This is a genomic window from Leisingera sp. ANG-S5, from assembly GCF_000813925.1.
GTDB lineage: Bacteria > Pseudomonadota > Alphaproteobacteria > Rhodobacterales > Rhodobacteraceae > Leisingera.
In genome coordinates, this window is sequence record NZ_JWLH01000001.1 from 134,950 (window position 1) to 152,923 (window position 17,974).

Annotated in this window: 16 protein-coding genes and 1 riboswitch; of the genes, 11 read left to right on the top strand and 5 right to left on the bottom strand. The window is 64.5% G+C overall.

The features are described 5' to 3' along the window. Positions 1 to 150: 150 nt before the first annotated feature. Positions 151 to 1,416: a phosphoribosylamine--glycine ligase gene (gene purD, locus RA25_RS00685; protein ID WP_039169452.1), complete on the bottom strand. Its 1,266-nt coding sequence runs from the start codon at positions 1,414 to 1,416 to the stop codon at positions 151 to 153. A 136-nt stretch (positions 1,417 to 1,552) separates the two neighbouring features. Between purD and xseA the strand changes: the two genes are divergently transcribed. Next, positions 1,553 to 3,043 (top strand): exodeoxyribonuclease VII large subunit, encoded by a 1,491-nt coding sequence (gene xseA, locus RA25_RS00690; RefSeq protein ID WP_039169454.1) that lies wholly within the window; start codon positions 1,553 to 1,555, stop codon positions 3,041 to 3,043. A 54-nt stretch (positions 3,044 to 3,097) separates the two neighbouring features. On the opposite strand, the gene RA25_RS00695 is transcribed toward xseA, so the two are convergent. Continuing rightward, on the bottom strand, positions 3,098 to 3,493 hold the full coding sequence (locus tag RA25_RS00695) for a hypothetical protein (RefSeq protein WP_039169455.1): 396 nt from the start codon (positions 3,491 to 3,493) through the stop codon (positions 3,098 to 3,100). 131 nt (positions 3,494 to 3,624) lie between these two features. On the opposite strand from RA25_RS00695, the gene RA25_RS00700 reads away from it, so the two are divergent. The 4 genes from RA25_RS00700 to RA25_RS00715 all read left to right on the top strand — a co-directional run bounded on the left by RA25_RS00700 (position 3,625) and on the right by RA25_RS00715 (position 7,149). Then, complete coding sequence (locus RA25_RS00700) at positions 3,625 to 4,266, top strand: lysoplasmalogenase (RefSeq protein WP_019296821.1); 642 nt, start codon at positions 3,625 to 3,627, stop codon at positions 4,264 to 4,266. A 77-nt stretch (positions 4,267 to 4,343) separates the two neighbouring features. Continuing rightward, positions 4,344 to 5,522 carry a signal recognition particle-docking protein FtsY gene (gene ftsY, locus RA25_RS00705; protein ID WP_039149764.1) on the top strand — a complete coding sequence of 393 codons (1,179 nt, stop codon included), beginning with the start codon at positions 4,344 to 4,346 and terminating at the stop codon, positions 5,520 to 5,522. 82 nt (positions 5,523 to 5,604) lie between these two features. Continuing rightward, positions 5,605 to 6,507: a DMT family transporter gene (locus RA25_RS00710; RefSeq protein WP_039149767.1), complete on the top strand. Its 903-nt coding sequence runs from the start codon at positions 5,605 to 5,607 to the stop codon at positions 6,505 to 6,507. 30 nt (positions 6,508 to 6,537) lie between these two features. Then, positions 6,538 to 7,149, top strand: coding sequence for an inner membrane-spanning protein YciB (locus RA25_RS00715; protein ID WP_039169457.1), 612 nt, complete (start codon positions 6,538 to 6,540; stop codon positions 7,147 to 7,149). Between the two features lie 91 nt (positions 7,150 to 7,240). Here RA25_RS00715 and RA25_RS00720 read toward each other — a convergent pair whose 3' ends face one another. Further along, a complete protein-coding gene (locus tag RA25_RS00720) occupies positions 7,241 to 7,930 on the bottom strand; it encodes a glutathione S-transferase N-terminal domain-containing protein (protein ID WP_039169459.1) in 690 nt (229 codons plus the stop codon). A gap of 136 nt (positions 7,931 to 8,066) precedes the next feature. Continuing rightward, positions 8,067 to 8,145: riboswitch (SAM riboswitch) on the top strand. A 61-nt stretch (positions 8,146 to 8,206) separates the two neighbouring features. Between RA25_RS00720 and metZ the strand changes: the two genes are divergently transcribed. Then, the gene (metZ, locus tag RA25_RS00725) at positions 8,207 to 9,397 is read left to right on the top strand and encodes an O-succinylhomoserine sulfhydrylase (protein ID WP_039170244.1); all 1,191 of its coding nucleotides are present in this window, start codon (positions 8,207 to 8,209) and stop codon (positions 9,395 to 9,397) included. A gap of 105 nt (positions 9,398 to 9,502) precedes the next feature. Here metZ and RA25_RS00730 read toward each other — a convergent pair whose 3' ends face one another. Both RA25_RS00730 and RA25_RS00735 read right to left on the bottom strand, forming a co-directional pair. Further along, positions 9,503 to 10,753 (bottom strand): M24 family metallopeptidase, encoded by a 1,251-nt coding sequence (locus RA25_RS00730; protein WP_039169461.1) that lies wholly within the window; start codon positions 10,751 to 10,753, stop codon positions 9,503 to 9,505. Continuing rightward, positions 10,750 to 11,538 (bottom strand): HalD/BesD family halogenase, encoded by a 789-nt coding sequence (locus RA25_RS00735; protein ID WP_039169463.1) that lies wholly within the window; start codon positions 11,536 to 11,538, stop codon positions 10,750 to 10,752. The genes RA25_RS00730 and RA25_RS00735 overlap by 4 nt, the downstream gene beginning before the upstream one ends. Before the next feature lie 110 nt (positions 11,539 to 11,648). Here RA25_RS00735 and RA25_RS00740 point away from each other — a divergent pair, with 110 nt between their 5' ends. From RA25_RS00740 to RA25_RS00760, 5 genes are all read left to right on the top strand, one after another. Then, complete coding sequence (locus RA25_RS00740) at positions 11,649 to 12,503, top strand: LysR family transcriptional regulator (RefSeq protein WP_039169464.1); 855 nt, start codon at positions 11,649 to 11,651, stop codon at positions 12,501 to 12,503. Positions 12,504 to 12,615: 112 nt separating this feature from the next. After that, positions 12,616 to 13,719 (top strand): GTP cyclohydrolase FolE2, encoded by a 1,104-nt coding sequence (gene folE2, locus RA25_RS00745; protein WP_019295770.1) that lies wholly within the window; start codon positions 12,616 to 12,618, stop codon positions 13,717 to 13,719. Between the two features lie 304 nt (positions 13,720 to 14,023). Next, positions 14,024 to 14,962 carry a hypothetical protein gene (locus tag RA25_RS00750; protein ID WP_052254128.1) on the top strand — a complete coding sequence of 313 codons (939 nt, stop codon included), beginning with the start codon at positions 14,024 to 14,026 and terminating at the stop codon, positions 14,960 to 14,962. Positions 14,963 to 15,009: 47 nt separating this feature from the next. Next, positions 15,010 to 16,458 carry a TrkH family potassium uptake protein gene (locus RA25_RS00755; protein ID WP_019295768.1) on the top strand — a complete coding sequence of 483 codons (1,449 nt, stop codon included), beginning with the start codon at positions 15,010 to 15,012 and terminating at the stop codon, positions 16,456 to 16,458. Between the two features lie 207 nt (positions 16,459 to 16,665). After that, positions 16,666 to 17,904, top strand: coding sequence for an aspartate kinase (locus RA25_RS00760; protein WP_019295767.1), 1,239 nt, complete (start codon positions 16,666 to 16,668; stop codon positions 17,902 to 17,904). Positions 17,905 to 17,974 lie beyond the last annotated feature (70 nt).

Below are 17,974 nucleotides of genomic sequence, written 5' to 3' on the forward strand. Positions count from 1 at the left end.
CAAACGGCGGAGACTGATCCGCGCCACAGCCTTTCAGGGCGCCTCTGGCCGGGCGCGGCAGCGCCCGGCCACGCCCAACTGTGAGGATCAATCTGTGATTGGTCCGGAGCAGGCGGGAGCGCTTGCCGGAACCCCGTGGGCTGGGCCTGATTACTTCAGCGCGCGCCAGCCGATGTCGCGGCGGAAGAAGCCCTGCGGCCAGTCCACCGCGTTCACCATCGCATAGGCGCGGTCACGGGCCTCCTGCAGGGTTTCACCGCGGGCGGTCACGTTCAGCACCCGGCCGCCAACCGCCAGCACCTTACCGTCCTGCGCCTTGGTGCCCGCGTGGAACACCATGTTGCTGCTGTCCTCGGGCAGCGCGTCCAGGCCCTTGATCTCGGAAAACTTCTCGTAAGACCCCGGGTAGCCCTCGGTCGCCATCACCACGGTGATCGCATGGTCATCGGCCCAGTTCACCTGCGCTTCGCCCAGGCGGCCCTCAGCCGCGGCGTGCATCAGGTCCTGCGCCTGGGCGCCGAGGCGCATCATCAGCACCTGGCATTCCGGATCACCGAAGCGGACGTTGTATTCCACCAGCCGCGGCTGCCCGTCCTTGATCATCAGGCCCGCATAGAGCACGCCCTGATAGGGCATGCCGCGCTCTGCCATCACTCGCATTGTGGGCTTCACGATCTCTTCCATCGCGCGGGCCTCGACCTCAGCCGACAGGACCGGTGCGGGGGAGTAGGCGCCCATGCCGCCGGTGTTGAGGCCGGTGTCGCCCTCGCCGACGCGCTTGTGGTCCTGGGCGGAGCCGATTGCCAGCACGTCCTCGCCGTCGACCAGCACAAACAGGGAGGCCTCTTCGCCTTCCATGAATTCTTCGATCACCACCTCGGCGCCGGCCCCGCCGAAGACGCCGCCGAACATATCGTCGATGGCCGCCATGGCCTCGTCCTCAGTCATGGCGATGATCACGCCCTTGCCTGCGGCCAGGCCGTCCGCTTTGACCACGGTGGGCACGCCGTTGGCACGCACATGCGCCTTGGCGGCCTCGGCATCGGTGAAATGGCCGTAACCTGCGGTGGGGGCATTTGCCGCGTCGCAGATTTCCTTGGTGAAGCTTTTGGAGGCTTCCAGTCGCGCGGCCGCCTCGGAAGGACCGAACACCAGGATGCCAGCCTCGCGCAGCCGGTCGGCGACGCCCGCAGCCAGTGGGGCCTCGGGGCCGACAATCACGAAGTCGATGGCGTTTTCCTCGGCAAAACTCACAACCGTGCCGCCGTCCTCGATGTCAAAGGCCGCGCAATCGGCGATCCGGGCGATGCCTGCGTTGCCCGGCGCCACGATCAGCTTGTCGCATTTGGGGTTCTGCATCACAGCCCAGGCCAGTGCATGTTCACGCCCGCCGCTGCCGAGGATAAGGATGTTCATTGGCGCATTCTCCGATCTGCCTGAGCCCTGTGGCGCCGCGGGCCGCATCCCGGGGCTTGCCTTGCTTGCCGCGCGTTCTATGCTGCGCGCGACTTCAAAACAAGACCGGCCAAAGGCCGCAGGAGAGCAGCCCCCGATGTCCGACCTGTTTGACGACCCGCAGCCGGGACAGAACGCCCCGGAATTCACCGTTTCGGAGATTTCCGGCGAGGTGAAGCGCACGCTGGAGGGCACCTTTGGCCGTATTCGGGTGAAGGGCGAGGTGGGCCGTGTGTTCAAGGCGCGCTCCGGGCATCTTTATTATGACATCAAGGACGACCGTTCGGTGCTGGCCTGCACCACCTGGAAGGGGCAGATCAGCGGCTTGTCGGTGGTGCCGGAGGAAGGGCTGGAAGTGGTGGTCACCGGCCGGCTGACAGCCTTTGGCGCGCAGTCCAAGTACAACATGAACGTCGATGAGGTTGCGGTTGCCGGGCAGGGCGCGCTGATGGCGCTGCTGGAAAAGCGCAAGAAGCAGCTGGAGGCGGAGGGCCTGTTTGCGCCGGAGCGCAAGAAACCTCTGCCCTATCTGCCGCAGATCATCGGGGTGGTTACGTCGCCCTCGGGCGCGGTGATCCGCGATATCCTGCACCGGCTGCGCGACCGGTTCCCGCGTAAGGTGCTGGTCTGGCCGGTTGCTGTGCAGGGGCAGAATTGCGCGCCCGAGGTAGCCCGCGCCATCGAAGGCTTCAACCGCCTGACGCCGGGCGGCGCGCTGCCGCGGCCCGATCTGATCATCGTCGCCCGTGGCGGCGGCTCGATCGAGGATCTTTGGGGCTTCAATGAAGAGATCGTGGCGCGCGCTGCGGCGGCCTCGCAGATCCCGCTGATTTCTGCGGTGGGGCATGAGACAGATACCACGCTCATCGACTTTGTTTCCGACCGCCGGGCGCCGACCCCGACCGCGGCGGCGGAGCTGGCGGTGCCGGTGCGGCTGGAACTGATGGCCTGGAGTGAGAACCAGGGCGCGCGGCTGACCCGTGCTGCCGGGCAGGCGGTGCAACTCAGGCGCCAGCGGCTTAATGATCTGGCCCGGGCTCTGCCCAAGCCAGACACCCTGCTGGAAACCCCGCGCCAGCGGCTGGACCGGATTTCAGACCGGTTGCCCGGTGCGCTGATCAATGGCGTGCAGCGGCGCCGGCTGCATCTAAGCGAGACCGCGGCCAGCTTGCGCCCTGCCACCCTGCGGCAGCTGGTTGGGGGACGGCGCGACCGGCTGCAAAACCTTGCCTCGCGCCTCAGCCTGCGGCCTATCCAGCGGGAAATGGCAGCGCAGAAAGACTCGCTGGGGCGGCTGGCGCAGCGGCTGGATGCGGCGCAGGCCGCGCGCATCGACCGCCAGCGCCAGGCGCTGACGGCCACGGGGCGGCAGCTGGAGATCCTGAGCTACAAGGCAACCCTGGAACGCGGCTATGCGGTGGTGCGCTCCGGCGATGAAATCCTGACAACCAAGGCCGCTGCCGCCAGGGCAGACGCGCTGCAGATCGAATTTGCCGATGGCACGTTGGATCTGGAGGGCGGAGCAGCACAGGCGCCGAAAAAGGGCACGCCAAAACCGCCCGGGGGCGGCCAGGGCTCGCTGTTCTAGGGGCCGGCTCCGGCTTCTTTCTGGTTTCAAATACCCGCTGCACCGCGGCTTGCCTCAGGTGCCGACGTCGGGGCCGTAGCACAGCATCTTCTCGCCGATATCCTCGGCCTCATAAAGTTCTGTTGAGGCCGGGTCGTCCTCGAACCGCGCCGTCAGCCCGCGCGGTGTCAACTCAAAGGTCCAGCACTGCGGATCGTCGCGGTTCTCGTAGACAAAGCAGATCTGACCTGCTTCCTCGTACCAGCTGCCTTCCTGGCATTTGCCGTCCAGAAAGGACCAGATCACCCTGCGGCCCGGCAGATAGCGCTCGACCCCGTACATGGCGCCGCCAAAGCCGTAGAACAGCGTGCGGCCCTGGGTGTAGCGGTCAAACTCGCCCGCACTCAACGGCTCCCCCGCCGCCAGCGGGGCGGGCAGGGCAGCGAGCAGGAGAATCATCACGAAGCGCATGAGGGCATTGTGCCTCAGGAGCAGCGGATGCTCCAAGCCTTGCGTTTTCTGAACAGGCTCCCGCGGGGTCACCTTTGACCGAAGGCAGCTTGCGCGGACAGAGTGGCGGAAAATCAAAGGGGAAGCAGGGCATGACGGCGGAAATGGTGCTTTGGGCGGGGGCTGCAGCCTGTGCGCTGATCTACCTGCTGTTGGCTGCGCAGCCGCCGGGGGTGCTGCGCAGCCTGTTGAAAACCGCCTCTGTTGCGTTGCTGGCGCTGGCGGCGCTGCTGCTGGGTGCACCCTGGCTGCTGGCCGTGGCGCTGGGTCTCTGCGCGCTGGGCGATCTGTTCCTGTCGCGCGACGGGGAGGGGGCGTTCATGGCCGGTGTCGGCGCCTTTGCCGCCGGCCACCTGGCCTATGCGGTGCTGTTCCTGACCCGGGGGGATAGTGATCCGGTGCAGCTTTTGCAGATGCCGGGGATTGCCATCGCAGCGGCTCTCCTGGTGCTGGGACTGGTCATGGCGCGCATCCTGGCACCCCGGGCAGGCGCGTTGAAGGGGCCTGTGCTGGCCTATATCCCGATCATCCTTGGCATGGGGGCGGCGGCGCTGACGCTGCCGTTCGGCTATTGGGTTTTTGCCGCGGCCTGCGCCTTCATGCTGTCGGACATGGTGCTGGCGGCGGAGACCTTCGTGCTGCCGGACGATCATGCGCTGCGCCGGATCACGCCCTTTGCGGTCTGGCCGCTTTATTGGGGGGCGCAAGCGGGCTTTCTGGCGGCATTTTCCTGAGTTTCGCGGCGCCTAGCGCTTTGCACTCCGGCCCAATCCGCATTAGGTGGGGTGCAGACCCTTTTGCGGAGACCAAGATGGCGTTTTTCTCAAAGCTCAAGGAGCGGCTGTTCAAATCCTCCTCCAAGCTCGAGCAGGGGCTCGATGCGATTGTCGAGGAGGGCGCGGACAGCAGCGCGGCTGAGGCTGTGGAGGCCCTGGCAGAGTCCCCTGCGGTAACCCCGGAACAGCCCGCGCCTGCGCCGGTTCCGCAGCCGGAACCTGTTGCCGAGCCGGAGCCTGCGCCCGAACCCGCGCCGGCACCGCAGCCCGTTGCGGAACCCAAGCCCGCACCGGCACCGCAGCCTGCGCCGGAGCCTGAGAAGAAATCGCCGGGCCTGCTGGGCCGCCTGATAGGGCGCACCACGGCGGCTGAACCGCGCCGGGCGCTGGATGACGACATGCTGGAGCAGCTGGAAGAGCTGCTGATTGCCGCCGACATGGGGGTGGACACCGCACTGCGGGTGACTGCCAACCTGGCTGAGGGGCGGATGGGCAAGAAGGTTTCCAGCCGCGAGATCAAGGAATTGCTGGCGCAGGAAGTGGCGCGCATCATGGAGCCGGTGGCGAAGCCCTTGCCGATCTACGCAAAGCGCCCGCAGGTGGTGCTGGTTGTGGGCGTGAACGGCTCCGGCAAGACCACCACCATCGGCAAGCTGGCCAGCCAGTTCAAGGGCGCAGGCAAGAAGGTGGTGATTGCCGCGGGTGACACCTTCCGCGCCGCCGCTGTCGAACAGCTGCAGGTCTGGGGCGACCGGGCAGGCGTGCCGGTGCTGACAGCGCCCGAAGGATCCGACCCGGCCTCCTTGGCGTTTGATGCCATGACCAAGGCCCAGGAAGACGGTGCTGACCTCCTGATGATCGATACCGCCGGGCGGCTGCAGAACCGGGCAGACCTGATGGAGGAGCTGGCCAAGATCGTCCGCGTCATCCGCAAGAAGGACGAGACCGCGCCGCACAACACGCTTCTGGTGCTGGATGCCACCACCGGCCAGAACGCGCTGAGCCAGGTCGGCACCTTCCAGCAGCTGGCGGATGTGTCGGGCCTGGTGATGACCAAGCTGGACGGCACTGCCAAGGGCGGCGTTCTTGTGGCGCTGGCGGACAAGTTCGGCCTGCCGATCCACGCCATCGGTGTGGGTGAGCAGATCGACGACCTGGCGCCGTTTGATCCCGAGGAATTTGCCGCGGCGCTGACGGGACTGGAGAAATCCTGATCCGTCATTCTTCTGACTGAAAATATCCCGGGGGTCCGGGGGCTGGCCCCCGGTGCCCTCACCCGGCGCAAAGGCATTTGATTTGAGCGATTGGCTGATCTCCCTGGAAGGCACCGAGGCCGGGCATCAGGCAGCGCTGTTTCTGGCCATCTGGGCGGCCTTCCTGCACGCGGTTTTCGGCGCGCTGCAGAAGGGGCGCCATGATCCCTGGCTGTCGCGCGGGGCGATCGACTTTTCCTACTGTGTGATGGCGGCGCCTTTTGCGCTGTTTGTGGTGCCCTGGCCGGAGCCGCATATGTGGCTGATCTTCTTCGTCGCCTGGGTGATCCATGTTTTCTACAAGCTGTTCCAGGCACTGGCCTATACCAAGGGCAGCTACACGGTGGTTTACCCGGTGGTGCGCGGCACCGGGCCGCTGTTCACGGTGATCGGCTCTTTCTTCCTGTTCGGCGAGGTGTTCACCCCGGTGCAATGGTTGGGGGTGGCGGTGCTGCTGGCGGGGATCTTCGGCCTTGCAGGGTACAACTACCGCTACCTGACGGTTAACCGGGACACCTTGGGAATTGCTCTGGGGCTGGCGGTGGTGACCGGGTTGTTTGTGGCCGCCTACACCACATATGACGCCTATGGCATCCGGGCGACGGCGGATCCGTTCACCTTCCTGGCGTGGTTTTTCATGATCGACGGGCTGGTGTTTCCGGTGATCGCCTTTGCCCACTGGCGGACCATGCCTGCGCCGCCCGAACCGGGGCCGCTGATGGTGCGGGGCTTCTTTGGCGGGCTGGTGGCGTTTGCGTCCTTTGGCGCCATCATGCTGGCGACCCGGCTCGACAAGGTGGGGGAGGCGGCGGTGCTGCGCGAGACCTCCACCGTGTTTGCCGCCCTCATCGGCTGGCTGGTGCTGAAGGAAACGGTGGGGCCGCGGCGGATTGCCTTGATGGCTTTGATCGCGTTGGGCGCCGTGATAGTGGAAATGGGCGGTTAAAGCCCGCGTGCAGAACTGACAGGAGGCCCCATGGCCGCGAGTAAGATCAACCCGACCCTGAAGATGGTACTGGAGCTTGGCCCCGTTGTCCTGTTTTTCATCGGCTATCTGAAGCTGAAGGATGAGGTGTTTCTGATCGGCGGCAGTGAATACAAGGGCTTCATCGTCATCACCGCGGCCTTCATCCCGCTGATGGTGGCGTCCACACTGGCGTTGTGGAAGCTGACCGGCCATCTGTCGCGGATGCAGTTTGCCACGCTCATCCTGGTGGTGCTGTTCGGCGGCATGTCGGTGTGGTTCAACGACGACCGTTTCATCAAGATGAAGCCGACGATGCTGTATCTGCTGTTCGGCGGGCTGCTGGGCATCGGCCTCCTGCGCGGCCAAAGCTGGCTCAAGGTGGTGATGGAGGAGCTGATGCCCTTGAAGCAGGAGGGCTGGATGATCCTGACCCGGCGGCTTTGCGCATTCTTCTTTGGCCTGGCGGTGGCGAATGAGCTGATCTGGCGCACCCAGAGCACCGAGACCTGGGTCTATTTCAAGACCTTCGGGCTGCCGGTGGCGATGTTTGCCTTTTTCATGTTTCAGGGGCGGCTGCTGCAGACATACGGGATCGAGGAAGAAGCCGGCCCGGCCGAGTAACCGGGGACAGCGGCGGGCTCCCGCGTCTTCGCGCGTCATCAAAGATGATGCTTGAAGCCTTTGGCCGGGCGGTGCGCTGCGGCTGCGCGGCTTAGCGGCCCTGGCCGAAAATCACCTGCTGCGCCTTGCTGTCGGACCTGTCCGCCCGCAGGTCCGCATGCAGCGCCCGGCCGGCCACCACACCGGGGCGGGACCACATCAGATCAAGCCAGCGGGCAAGATGCGGCTTGTCCTCGAGTGTCTGCTGCTGGCCCTCCCAGAGCGAGGCCCAGGGCCAGACCGCGATGTCGGCAATTGTATAGTCTGCGCCCGCCACATACTCATTCTCCGCCAGCCGCCGGTCAAGCACGCCGTAGAGGCGGGCGACTTCAGAACGGTAGCGGTCCTTGGCATAGGGCAGATCCTCGGGGGCGTATTTCAGAAAATGATGCGCCTGTCCCGCCATTGGTCCGACGCCGCCCATCTGCCACATCAGCCATTGATCCACAGTCAGGCGGGCACGCTCGTCCGCGCCGTAGAACTGCCCGGTCTTGCGGGCGAGGTATTGCAGGATGGCACCGCTTTCGAACAGCGAGACCGGCGCGCCGTCCGGCCCGTCCGGGTCGATGATCGCAGGCATCCGGTTGTTGGGAGAGATCTTCAGGAACTCCGGCGCGAATTGGTCTCCCTTGCCGATGTCGATCAGGGTGACCTCGTAGGGCAGGCCCATTTCCTCCAGCGCGATGGAGATTTTCCAGCCGTTCGGCGTGGGCCAGTAATAGAGCTGGATCGGGTCCTGCATCGCGTGCCTCCGTCAGTGTGCCCGGCCACAGGAGCACGGGGCGCGGGGGGCGGGCAAGGGGCAGGGCGGCTCACATCCCTGTGAAAGCCGGACATGCTGCCGCTTGACCGAATCCCGCAAGATGCGTAAAGCCCAAGCATCACATCGTGGCGATTTGTTACCGGATTGCGGGCCACGTTAAACAATCCCGCTAAAGAGGTCAGGACGTGAAGGACCCCCTTTCGCTTGGCCGATTGGGGGTTTTTTGTGCGCTATGGGCGCGAGGAGACAGAAGAGATGAGCGACAACTGGAACAAGCGCACCAAGCTGGTGCATGGCGGCACCCGCCGCAGCCAGTACAACGAGGTGAGCGAGGCGATTTTCCTGACGCAAGGGTTCGTCTACGACAGCGCCGAGCAGGCCGAGGCGCGGTTCATCGAGACCGGCCCGGACGAGTTCATCTATGCCCGTTACGGCAACCCGACCGTCGACATGTTCGAGAAGCGCATCGCGGCGCTGGAAGGGGCAGAGGATGCTTTTGCCACCGCGTCGGGCATGGCGGCCGTGAACGGCGCGCTGACCTCGCTGGTGAAGGCGGGCGACCACATCGTGTCGGCCAAGGCGCTGTTCGGCTCCTGCAACTATATCCTGGCCGATGTGCTGGGCCGCTTCGGGGTCGAGGTGACGTTCATCGACGGCACCGACCTGGAGGCCTGGAAGGCCGCCGTGCGCCCGGACACCAGGGCCGTGTTTTTCGAGAGCATGTCGAACCCGACACTGGAGGTGATCGACATCGCGGGCGTGGCGGAGATTGCGCATTCTGTTGGTGCCACCGTGGTGGTGGACAACGTGTTCTCGACGCCGGTGTTCTCCAAGGCGATCGAACAAGGCGCCGATGTGGTGATCTATTCCGCGACCAAGCATATCGACGGCCAGGGCCGGGCGCTGGGCGGGGTGGTGCTGGGCACCAAGGACTACATCCGCGGCACGCTGGAACCCTATATGAAGCACACCGGCGGTTCGCTCAGCCCGTTCAATGCCTGGGTGATGCTGAAGGGGCTGGAGACCCTGTCGCTGCGTGTGAACGCCCAGGCGGAGACCGCGCTGAAAATCGCGGAAGCGCTGAGCGGCCACCCGGCGCTGGAACGCACAATTTACCCGGGGCTGAAGGACCACGCGCAGAACGCGCTGGTGCAGACCCAGCTGGGCGGCAAGGGCGGCACCGTCCTGTCGCTGGACCTGAAGGGCGGCAAGGAGGCTGCGTTCAAGTTCCTGAACGCGATGACCATCCCGGTGATCTCCAACAACCTGGGCGACGCAAAATCCATCGCTACCCACCCGGCGACCACCACCCACCAGCGGCTGACCGACGAGCTGAAAGACGAGCTGGGCATTACCCCGGGCCTGGTGCGTTTCTCGGTGGGCCTTGAGGATGCGGATGACCTGATCGCCGACCTGAAGGCAGCGCTGGAGTCCTCGCAAGCTTGATACCAAAGACCCGGCGGGATTTCATCTTTCTTGAAATACTCTCGGGGGTGAATTGAGCCGCAGGCTCAAGAGGGGGCAGACAGCCCCCTCTCTTTTTTAACCGGGTCACATCTCCCAGGGGAAGCTGTCGAGCCGCAGCGGCCCGTCCGCGGTGACCAGCACCTGGGTTTCCAGCTTGACCGACTCGGAACGGTCCTCGCCGATCAGGCTTTCGATGCAGATCACCATGTTCTCCTCGAAGCATCCGCCATGGGCACCGGCGAAGTCCACATGCAGCGGCACCACCGGCCATTCGTCTGCCATGCCGACGCCATGCGCGGCCAGCGAGTAGCGGTAGGGCTGATAGGGGGTGGGGATTTGCCAGCTCTTGGCGTTGAACTCGGCAAAGCTGAGGCCCGGCTGCAAGAGCGCCATGTTGTGTTCAATCTGCGCCCGCGCCGCCGCATACAGCCGCTTTTGTGTGTCGCTCATCGGCGCATAGCCGCAGGTCCAGCTGCGTGAGAGGTCGGCGCAATAGCCGTAGGGGCCGATCATGTCGGTGTCGAAGGAGATCATTTCACCCGCGCGGCATTCGCGGGCTGAGCATTCCTTGTACCAGGGGTTGGTGTTGGGGCCGCAGGTGAGGAGCTTGGTTTCCAGCCATTCGCCGCCGGAGCGGGCGTTTTCGAAATGCAGATGCGCCCAGAGTTCCTGCTCGGTCACGCCGGGTACTGAGTGGTCATAAATCCGGGCCATGCCTGCCTCGCAGACGCGGATGGTCCAGCGCATCAGTTCGATTTCATCCGCGGATTTGATGGCGCGGGCGGTTTCCGTGATTTGGCCGCCGTCGATGATCTGGAGGCCGTGTTCTGACAGGGCGTGCACGCCCTCGGGCTCCATCCGGTCGACGCCCAGCCGCAGGTTGCCGCCGCAGTATTGTCTGACCAGATCAGCGATCTCCGCCGCCCAGGGCGTCAGCCGGTCCGTGGCCTTGTCGCCTGCGCACATGAACATCCAGCCAATGGCGTTCCTGACTTCGTCGATGCCGGGCAGCCCGTCGTTCAGATGCTCGCAGCCCTTGAATTCGAACATGATGCCCGGCCCGCCGTTCAGGATCAGCGCATAGCGGATCGGGTTGTGGGCGGTCCAGATAGACATGTTGGAGCAGTCAAAGGCATAGCGGATGTTGACTGGGTCATAGAGCAGGAGACCCGCCACGTCCTGCCGCGTCATCTCATCGCGCAAGCGTTGCAGGCGGTAGGCGCGGGCGCGGTCCAGAACGTCCTGGCCCAGCGGTGATTTCAGCGGCATGTCCGAACCTTCAGCGTTCAGGAAGGTACGTTTGCGCTCGTCCTTGAAAACAGCCAGCTCCGTCATGAGGCGCGACCGTAGAAGCCGATGTTCTCCTCGTCAGTGAACCGCACGCCCGGGTTTTCGTAGAAGGTGAAAACGGCGATCACCCGTGTCTTGTCCCCTTTCACCGTGCCGACCCGGTGGGGCGAGTTCTTGCCGCGGAAAATGTTCAGCGTGCCGGGATCAAGGGTGATTGTGCGCATGTTGGGGTCATCGCCCGCCAGCAGCCGTTCGACGCCTTCGTAGTTCGGGTCGTCATCCGTGCGCAGTTCCGGGCTGTAGATGAATTCGCCGCCTTCCTCGGGCGCTTGCAGCAGCATGGTGGTAGTAAATTCGGAGCGGTCGAAATGCCAGTTCAGCGCCTGGCTTGCGCCGTAGGACATGATGTTCAGCCGCGCCAGCGGGTCGTCCATGGTGTAAAGCGCGGGCTTGTCCATGGTGGCGGCGAGGAATTCCGCAAACGGCGGCCAGTCATAAAGGCGCAGCACGGGCGAGCCCGGGAACTGGTCGGCGCAGAGGGTGAAGTTCGAGGTCTCGACCTTTTGCAGCGCAGGGTGGTCCGGGGCCAGGCCGTCGACGGCGTCCTTGAAATAGATGTTGTGCCAGCGCTTGTGGTGGAAGCTTTCGGTCTCGAACTTGCCCGTCAGCGCGTCGGCAGCACTCTGGGCGACCTCCGGTTTCATCAGGCCTTCGAGGCTGAACATGCCGTCCGCCACCAGCTCGGCGCGGCAGCGGTCGACCAAGGCCTGCCATTCCGGGGTGCCGGGGCGGTCGAGCGGGTAACGGTCGAGATCGAGAATATCGCGCATGGGGTGTTCCTTGGGGTCTTTCAGGCTTTTCCCAAGCCTGCGCGCCGGGCGGCGATCTGACCACTACAAAATATCTTGGCGAGCATAAGATTTTCTTGCACTGTGCGGCCATGAAGCTGCCGCCTTTGAACGCTTTGCGCGCCTTTGAATGCGCCGCCCGGACCGGGAGCTTTTCGGCTGCCGGGGCTGAGCTGGGCGTCAGTTCTGCCGCGGTGTCGATGCAGGTGAAGAACCTGGAGGACTGGCTGGGGCTGAAGCTGTTCACCCGCCGCGCCAACCAGGTGCGGCTGACCGATGCCGGGCGGGATTATTACCAGAAGGCGGCGATGTCGCTGGCGGAGATTGCCAGCTTCACCGAGGCGCTGACCGAAGGCGGCACCCGCCGGCCGCTGGTGATCTCAGCCACGCCCGCATTGGCGCAGCTGTGGCTGCCGGAGCGGCTGAAGAGCTTTGCGGAGGTGCGGCCGGATGTGCCGGTGCGGCTCAGGATCGAGGACGACCGGATCGACCTGGAGGCGGAGGGGATTGATGCGCGGCTGACATATGGCGGCGAACATCCGGAGCACCGGACGCAGCCCCTGTTCACGGACCGGCTGGTGCCGGTTGGCAGGGACCAGCACATGGACATCCGGACGGCGCCGCTGGTGGAGGTCAGCTGGGGCGAGACCATTTCCTCGGTGCCGGGCTGGCGGCAGTATTTTGTGCAGCACGCAATTGAGCGGGCGGAATTGGCCTCGGCGGTTATCGGGCAGTCGGTGCCCTCGGTGGTGGCGCTGGTGCAGGCGGGGCTGGGGATTGCGCTGCTGCCGGAACAGGTTGTAGGCGGCGAAGTCCGCGCGGGCAGGCTGCACCGCCTGGACGGCCCGGCGCTGGAGATGCCGCGGCCCTATGTGCTGGTGACGGCGCATTATAAGTCGCGCTCGCGCCGCTTGCGGACCCTTGCAGAGGTGCTGGGGGTCCGATAAGGCGCCGGTTCTGCCGCAAATGGCGGATCCGTTTTGAAAATTGCCGCGTAACAGTATATGAGGGTGGCCTGCCGCACCCTATATGGGGCCCGTATCACTGGGGGAAACGCCGATGAACATTCACAACCGCGACGCTGCCGAGGCGCCGGACCGCGAGGCAGCTGCCGCCGCGCTGGATGTGCTGCGGGCCTGGGCCGGCACCGTGACCGAGACCGAAATTGCCGAGCTGGACCCCGCGGTGGCGCGGCTGCTGCCTGGCCGTGAGGTCGGCAACTACCCGGAGCTGTCGCGGACCTACCCCGAGGATTTCAAATCCGACGACGCCTACCGCGCGACGCTGCCTGACCTGCAGAACGGGCCGACCAGCCTGATCCGCGGCGCTAAGGAGCAGATCCAGCATGTGGGGATCTCGAACTTCCGCCTGCCGATCCGGTTTCATACCCGCGACGATGGCGACCTGACGCTGGAAACCAGCGTGACCGGCACCGTCAGCTTGGACGCGGGCAAGAAGGGCATCAACATGTCCCGGATCATGCGCACCTTCTACAAGCACGCGGAGCGCACCTTCAGCTTTGAAGTGATGGCGAATGCGCTGGATGATTACCTGAGCGACTTGGACAGCCCGGATGCGCGCATCCAGATGCGGTTCTCCTTTCCGGCGCGGGTGAACAGCCTGCGCTCCGGTCTCAGCGGCTACCAGTATTACGACTTTGCGCTGGAGCTGGTGGACCATGACGGGGTGCGCGAGAAGATCATGCATCTGGACTATGTCTATTCCTCGACCTGCCCGTGCTCCTTGGAGCTGTCGGAGCACGCCCGCCAGGCGCGCGGCCAGCTGGCGACACCGCATTCGCAGCGCTCGGTGGCACGTATTTCGGTGCAGTCGGTGCCCGGCAGCGAGTGCCTGTGGTTCGAAGACCTGATTGAGCTGTGCCGCAAGGCGGTGCCGACCGAGACCCAGGTGATGGTGAAACGCGAGGACGAGCAGGCCTTTGCCGAGCTCAATGCCGCCAATCCGATCTTTGTCGAAGATGCGGCGCGGCTGTTCTGCGAGGCGTTGCAAAGTGATGACCGGATCGGCGATTTCCGGGTGGTCGCGAGCCACCAGGAAAGCCTGCACAGCCATGATGCGGTCAGCGTGCTGACTCAAGGGCCGCTGTTCAAGGCGATGAGCCTGGACCCGAAACTGTTCTCCACCCTGATTCACCAGGGATAACGGGGACCGGCCTGCCTGATTTTCAGGCGGGTTTCCGCTGGGTCAATCAAAATGGCCCGAGGTAATTTCTGCGTTGCCGCATTTTTTATGCCGCAGTGCAGAAGTTCATGCTAGCGTCAAATCGAATCCCCCCGGCCGTCCTGCCGGGGGCGAGGGGAGCTTGCGCGCTGGTGTCTGCAACTGACGGCCCGTTTTCCGCTGCAACAGGCCCGGGATGCACCCGGCGCCTGCTCCCTGTTTTCTTTGCCCGGACATCGCTGTGCTGTCCCGGAGCAAGTGCAGTGCAGGACTTTAGGAGTAACAAATGACGAGCTTTCACAAGATCCCCGGCCTGACGGTCAAGACGCATGAATGGGCGGGCTATGCAGCCGGGCTGCAGATGAAACTGTGGCGCCAGGCAGCAGAGGCCGCGCTGCAGGCGCCGCTGGCACAGATGCAGCTGGCCCATTCGATGATGGAAGCCCAGCGGCGCCTGCTGCAGGCAGGCGTGCCGGCAATGGCAGGGGATGCTGGTGAGGCCCCCAAAGCGGCACCGGAGGCGAAGGCCGCACCGGCGGCAACGAAAGCAGAGGCTGCACCGGCGGCGCCGAAAGCAGAGGCTGCACCGGCGGCGCCGAAAGCAGAGGCTGCACCGGCGGCACCAGAAGCGAAGGCTGCAACGGCGGCGCCGGCCGAAGCAGAGGCCAAAACCAAAAAGCCCGCGGCCCGCAAGCCTGCGGCGCGCAAGACCGCTGGCCGCAAGGCAGCGGTCCGCAAGGCGCCTGCGCGCAAAACCGCTGCTGCCAAACCGGCAGCTGCCAAGCCGGCAGCGACTTCGGCAGCCAAGACCGAAGCCGCCCCGCAGGCAGCTGCCAAGGCGGTGCCGGTCAAGCCGGAACCTGTAAAGGCAGAGCCGGCTAAGCCGGAACCAAACAAGGAAGCTGCAAAGGCGGCTCAGGCTGCGGCGCCCACTGCGGTTAAGCCTGAAAATCAGAACAGTACAACGGCCGGGGAGAAGGCAGAGGATAAACCTGCAATGTTCCGCAGTTCCTCTGCCCGCCGCGGCGGGGCTCAGCCTGCAGCAAGCAGCGTAAAGGCCCCGGCAGCCGCTGCCGCTGCGCCCAAGCCCCCCGCGGCAGAACCTGCTGCTGCCGCCAATGCACAAGCGCCGGAAGGCGAGCCGTCCAAGCGTCCGCGCAAGCCTTCCACCCCGCCGCAGATGCCGCAGCGCAACGCTGCCGGCACCAGTGGCAGCGGCGACTGACGCCGCCCACTTGACACCGGCCGCGCGGGGAGCCAACGCTGCGCCGCATGTTGGATCTCCGCCCGGTTGGGTATGTCATCGGCCTGCTGGTCGTCATTCTGGGAGCCATGATGGTATTCCCGCTGCTGGTCGACCTGCTGGACGGCCGGGGCGAATGGCATGTGTTCCTGGAAAGCGCCATCTTCACCATTCTGGTGGGCGGGCTATTGTCCCTGAGCTGTGCCAACGGGGTGAAGGAGGGGCTGAGCATCCGCCAGACCTTCCTTCTGACCACGCTGGTGTGGGTGGCGCTGCCGCTGTTCGGGGCGGTGCCCCTGATGCTGGGGGCGACCGAACTGCGCTTTGTCGATGCGTTTTTCGAGGCAATGTCCGGCCTGACCACCACCGGGTCCACCGTGATCTCCGGGCTGGATGATCTGCCGCGCGGTCTTCTGTTGTGGCGCGGCATCCTGCAGTGGCTGGGCGGCATCGGCATCATCGTTGTGGCAATGGTGTTCCTGCCCGAACTGCGGGTTGGCGGCATGCAGATCTTTAAATCCGAAAGCTTTGACACCTTTGGGAAAATCCTGCCGCGGGCGCAGGCGATCGCCAAGCAGATCTCACTGATCTACGTGTCGCTGACGATGGCCTGCATGCTGGTCTACATGATGATGGGCATGGGGCCGTTCGATGCGCTGGTGCATTCGATGACCACCATCGCCACCGGCGGGTTTGCCAATTACGATGCCTCTTTCGGGGCCTTTGCCGGACCGGTGGAATACGCAGCCTCTGTCTTTATGATTTTGGCGGCGCTGCCGTTTGTGCGCTATGTGCAGCTGATTAACGGGCACGGCACCCCGCTGCTGCGCGACAGCCAGATCCGGGGCTTCATGATGACGCTGGGGCTGCTGGTCGCGGTGGCGGCAGGGGTGCTGTACTACGCCCGCCCGCATGGCGGCGAGGAAGCGCTGCGTTCAGCCCTGTTTAACATCACCTCGATCATGTCCGGCACCGGCTATGCGAGCGCGGACTACATGCAGTGGGGCAGCTTCCTGGTGATGATCTTCTTCTTCACCGGGCTGATTGGCGGCTGCGCGGGCTCCACTGCCTGTTCGGTGAAAATCTTCCGCTACCAGCTTCTGTTTGCCTCGATCAAGGTGCAGATCCAGCGCATCCGGTCGCCGCACGGGGTGTTCCTGACCCGCTATGAGGGGCGCCCGGTGGATGCCGATGTGCTGAGCTCGGTGATTTCCTTCTTCATGTTCTTCGTGGTGACGCTGGGCATCATTGCCTGGATGCTGGCGCTCACCGGGCTGGATTTCGTGACCGCGGTGTCCGGCGCTGCAACGGCGGTGGCCAATATCGGACCCGGTCTGGGGGACACCATCGGGCCTGCGGGCAACTTCTCGACCCTGAACGATCCGGCCAAGTGGATCCTGAGCGTGGCGATGCTGATCGGGCGGCTGGAACTCATGGCGGTTTACGCAATCCTGACAGTGCGGTTCTGGCGCGCCTGACACAGAGCAGCCGGATAACCCGGGACGGGATGCAGCGGGTTTGGCAGAAATTGCGCAGTCAAAGCCTTGTGGCGCTTTGCCGCGCTGAAATCCGGGGGCGGGCCGCAGCTTCCTTGCCCGGATGGCCTGCATGCTCTTGCCCTTGGGGGACCGCTCGCATATGAGGCACGGGACCGAAACCCGCAAGCGCAGGGAGACCCGTTCCATATGCCCGTACTTGTGATGAAATTCGGCGGCACGTCTGTCGCCAACCTGGACCGCATCCGCCGCGCCGCCAAACGCGTCGGCGTTGAGGTGGCCAAGGGTTATGACGTGATCGTCATTGTGTCGGCAATGTCCGGCAAGACCAATGAGCTGGTGGGCTGGGTCGGTGAGACCTCGCCGCTGTACGACGCGCGGGAATATGATGCCGTTGTGTCCTCTGGCGAGAACGTGACCGCGGGCCTGATGGCGCTGACTCTGCAGGAGATGGATATCCCGGCGCGCAGCTGGCAGGGCTGGCAGGTGCCGCTGATGACCACCTCTGCGCACAGCCAAGCCCGGATCGAAGAGATCCCGCCGGAGAACATCAACGCCAAGTTTGCCGAAGGCATGAAGGTGGCGGTAGTGGCGGGCTTCCAGGGCATCAGCCCCGAAGGCCGCATCACCACCCTGGGCCGCGGCGGGTCCGACACCACGGCAGTGGCCTTTGCCGCCGCGTTTGAGGCGGAGCGCTGCGATATCTACACCGATGTGGATGGCGTCTATACCACCGACCCGCGGATCTGCGGCAAGGCGCGCAAGCTGGACAAGATTGCGTTTGAGGAAATGCTGGAACTGGCCTCGCTGGGGGCCAAGGTGCTGCAAACACGCTCGGTTGAACTGGCAATGCGCTATAAGGTGAAGCTGCGCGTGCTGTCTAGCTTTGAAGAACAGTCCGACGAGGCCGGAACCCTGGTCTGCGACGAGGAGGAAATCATGGAATCCAATGTTGTAAACGGCGTTGCCTACTCCCGCGATGAGGCCAAGCTGACTGTGCAGTCGGTGGCCGACCGTCCGGGCATCGCGGCGACCATCTTCACCACCCTCAGCGACGCGGGTGTGAACGTCGACATGATCGTGCAGGACGTCTCTGAGGACGGCCGCACCGACATGACCTTCTCTTGCCCGACTGATCAGGTTGCGCGTGCCGAAAAGGCGCTGCTGGCAATCAAGGAGCAGGGCGAGCTGAACTATGCCGAGCTGCTGGCCGATCAGGATGTGGCCAAGGTGTCGGTGGTTGGCATCGGTATGCGCTCGCAGTCGGGTGTCGCGGCCAAGATGTTCAAGGTGCTGTCGGACGAGGGCATCAACATCAAGGTGATCACCACCTCCGAGATCAAAATCTCGGTGCTGATCGACCGCAAGTACATGGAGCTGGCGGTGCAGGCGCTGCATGATGCGTTCGAACTGGAAAAAGCCCGCTAAGCGCTTATTCCGAAAAAGATTTTTGATATCTGCAGAGGCGCCGTTCAGGCGCCTTTGTTGTGTGATCCCC

What these genes read in the sequence shown, in the direction of transcription:
- RA25_RS00730 (WP_039169461.1), bottom strand. Translation starts at nt 10,753, where the DNA reads ATGACGGAGCTGGCTGTTTTCAAGGACGAGCGCAAACGTACCTTCCTG.
- RA25_RS00755 (WP_019295768.1), top strand. Translation starts at nt 15,010, where the DNA reads ATGTTGGATCTCCGCCCGGTTGGGTATGTCATCGGCCTGCTGGTCGTC.
- RA25_RS00695 (WP_039169455.1), bottom strand. Translation starts at nt 3,493, where the DNA reads ATGCGCTTCGTGATGATTCTCCTGCTCGCTGCCCTGCCCGCCCCGCTG.
- ftsY (WP_039149764.1), top strand. Translation starts at nt 4,344, where the DNA reads ATGGCGTTTTTCTCAAAGCTCAAGGAGCGGCTGTTCAAATCCTCCTCC.
- purD (WP_039169452.1), bottom strand. Translation starts at nt 1,416, where the DNA reads ATGAACATCCTTATCCTCGGCAGCGGCGGGCGTGAACATGCACTGGCC.
- RA25_RS00700 (WP_019296821.1), top strand. Translation starts at nt 3,625, where the DNA reads ATGACGGCGGAAATGGTGCTTTGGGCGGGGGCTGCAGCCTGTGCGCTG.
- RA25_RS00750 (WP_052254128.1), top strand. Translation starts at nt 14,024, where the DNA reads ATGACGAGCTTTCACAAGATCCCCGGCCTGACGGTCAAGACGCATGAA.
- RA25_RS00760 (WP_019295767.1), top strand. Translation starts at nt 16,666, where the DNA reads ATGCCCGTACTTGTGATGAAATTCGGCGGCACGTCTGTCGCCAACCTG.
- RA25_RS00740 (WP_039169464.1), top strand. Translation starts at nt 11,649, where the DNA reads ATGAAGCTGCCGCCTTTGAACGCTTTGCGCGCCTTTGAATGCGCCGCC.
- xseA (WP_039169454.1), top strand. Translation starts at nt 1,553, where the DNA reads ATGTCCGACCTGTTTGACGACCCGCAGCCGGGACAGAACGCCCCGGAA.
- RA25_RS00715 (WP_039169457.1), top strand. Translation starts at nt 6,538, where the DNA reads ATGGCCGCGAGTAAGATCAACCCGACCCTGAAGATGGTACTGGAGCTT.
- metZ (WP_039170244.1), top strand. Translation starts at nt 8,207, where the DNA reads ATGAGCGACAACTGGAACAAGCGCACCAAGCTGGTGCATGGCGGCACC.
- RA25_RS00735 (WP_039169463.1), bottom strand. Translation starts at nt 11,538, where the DNA reads ATGCGCGATATTCTCGATCTCGACCGTTACCCGCTCGACCGCCCCGGC.
- folE2 (WP_019295770.1), top strand. Translation starts at nt 12,616, where the DNA reads ATGAACATTCACAACCGCGACGCTGCCGAGGCGCCGGACCGCGAGGCA.
- RA25_RS00720 (WP_039169459.1), bottom strand. Translation starts at nt 7,930, where the DNA reads ATGCAGGACCCGATCCAGCTCTATTACTGGCCCACGCCGAACGGCTGG.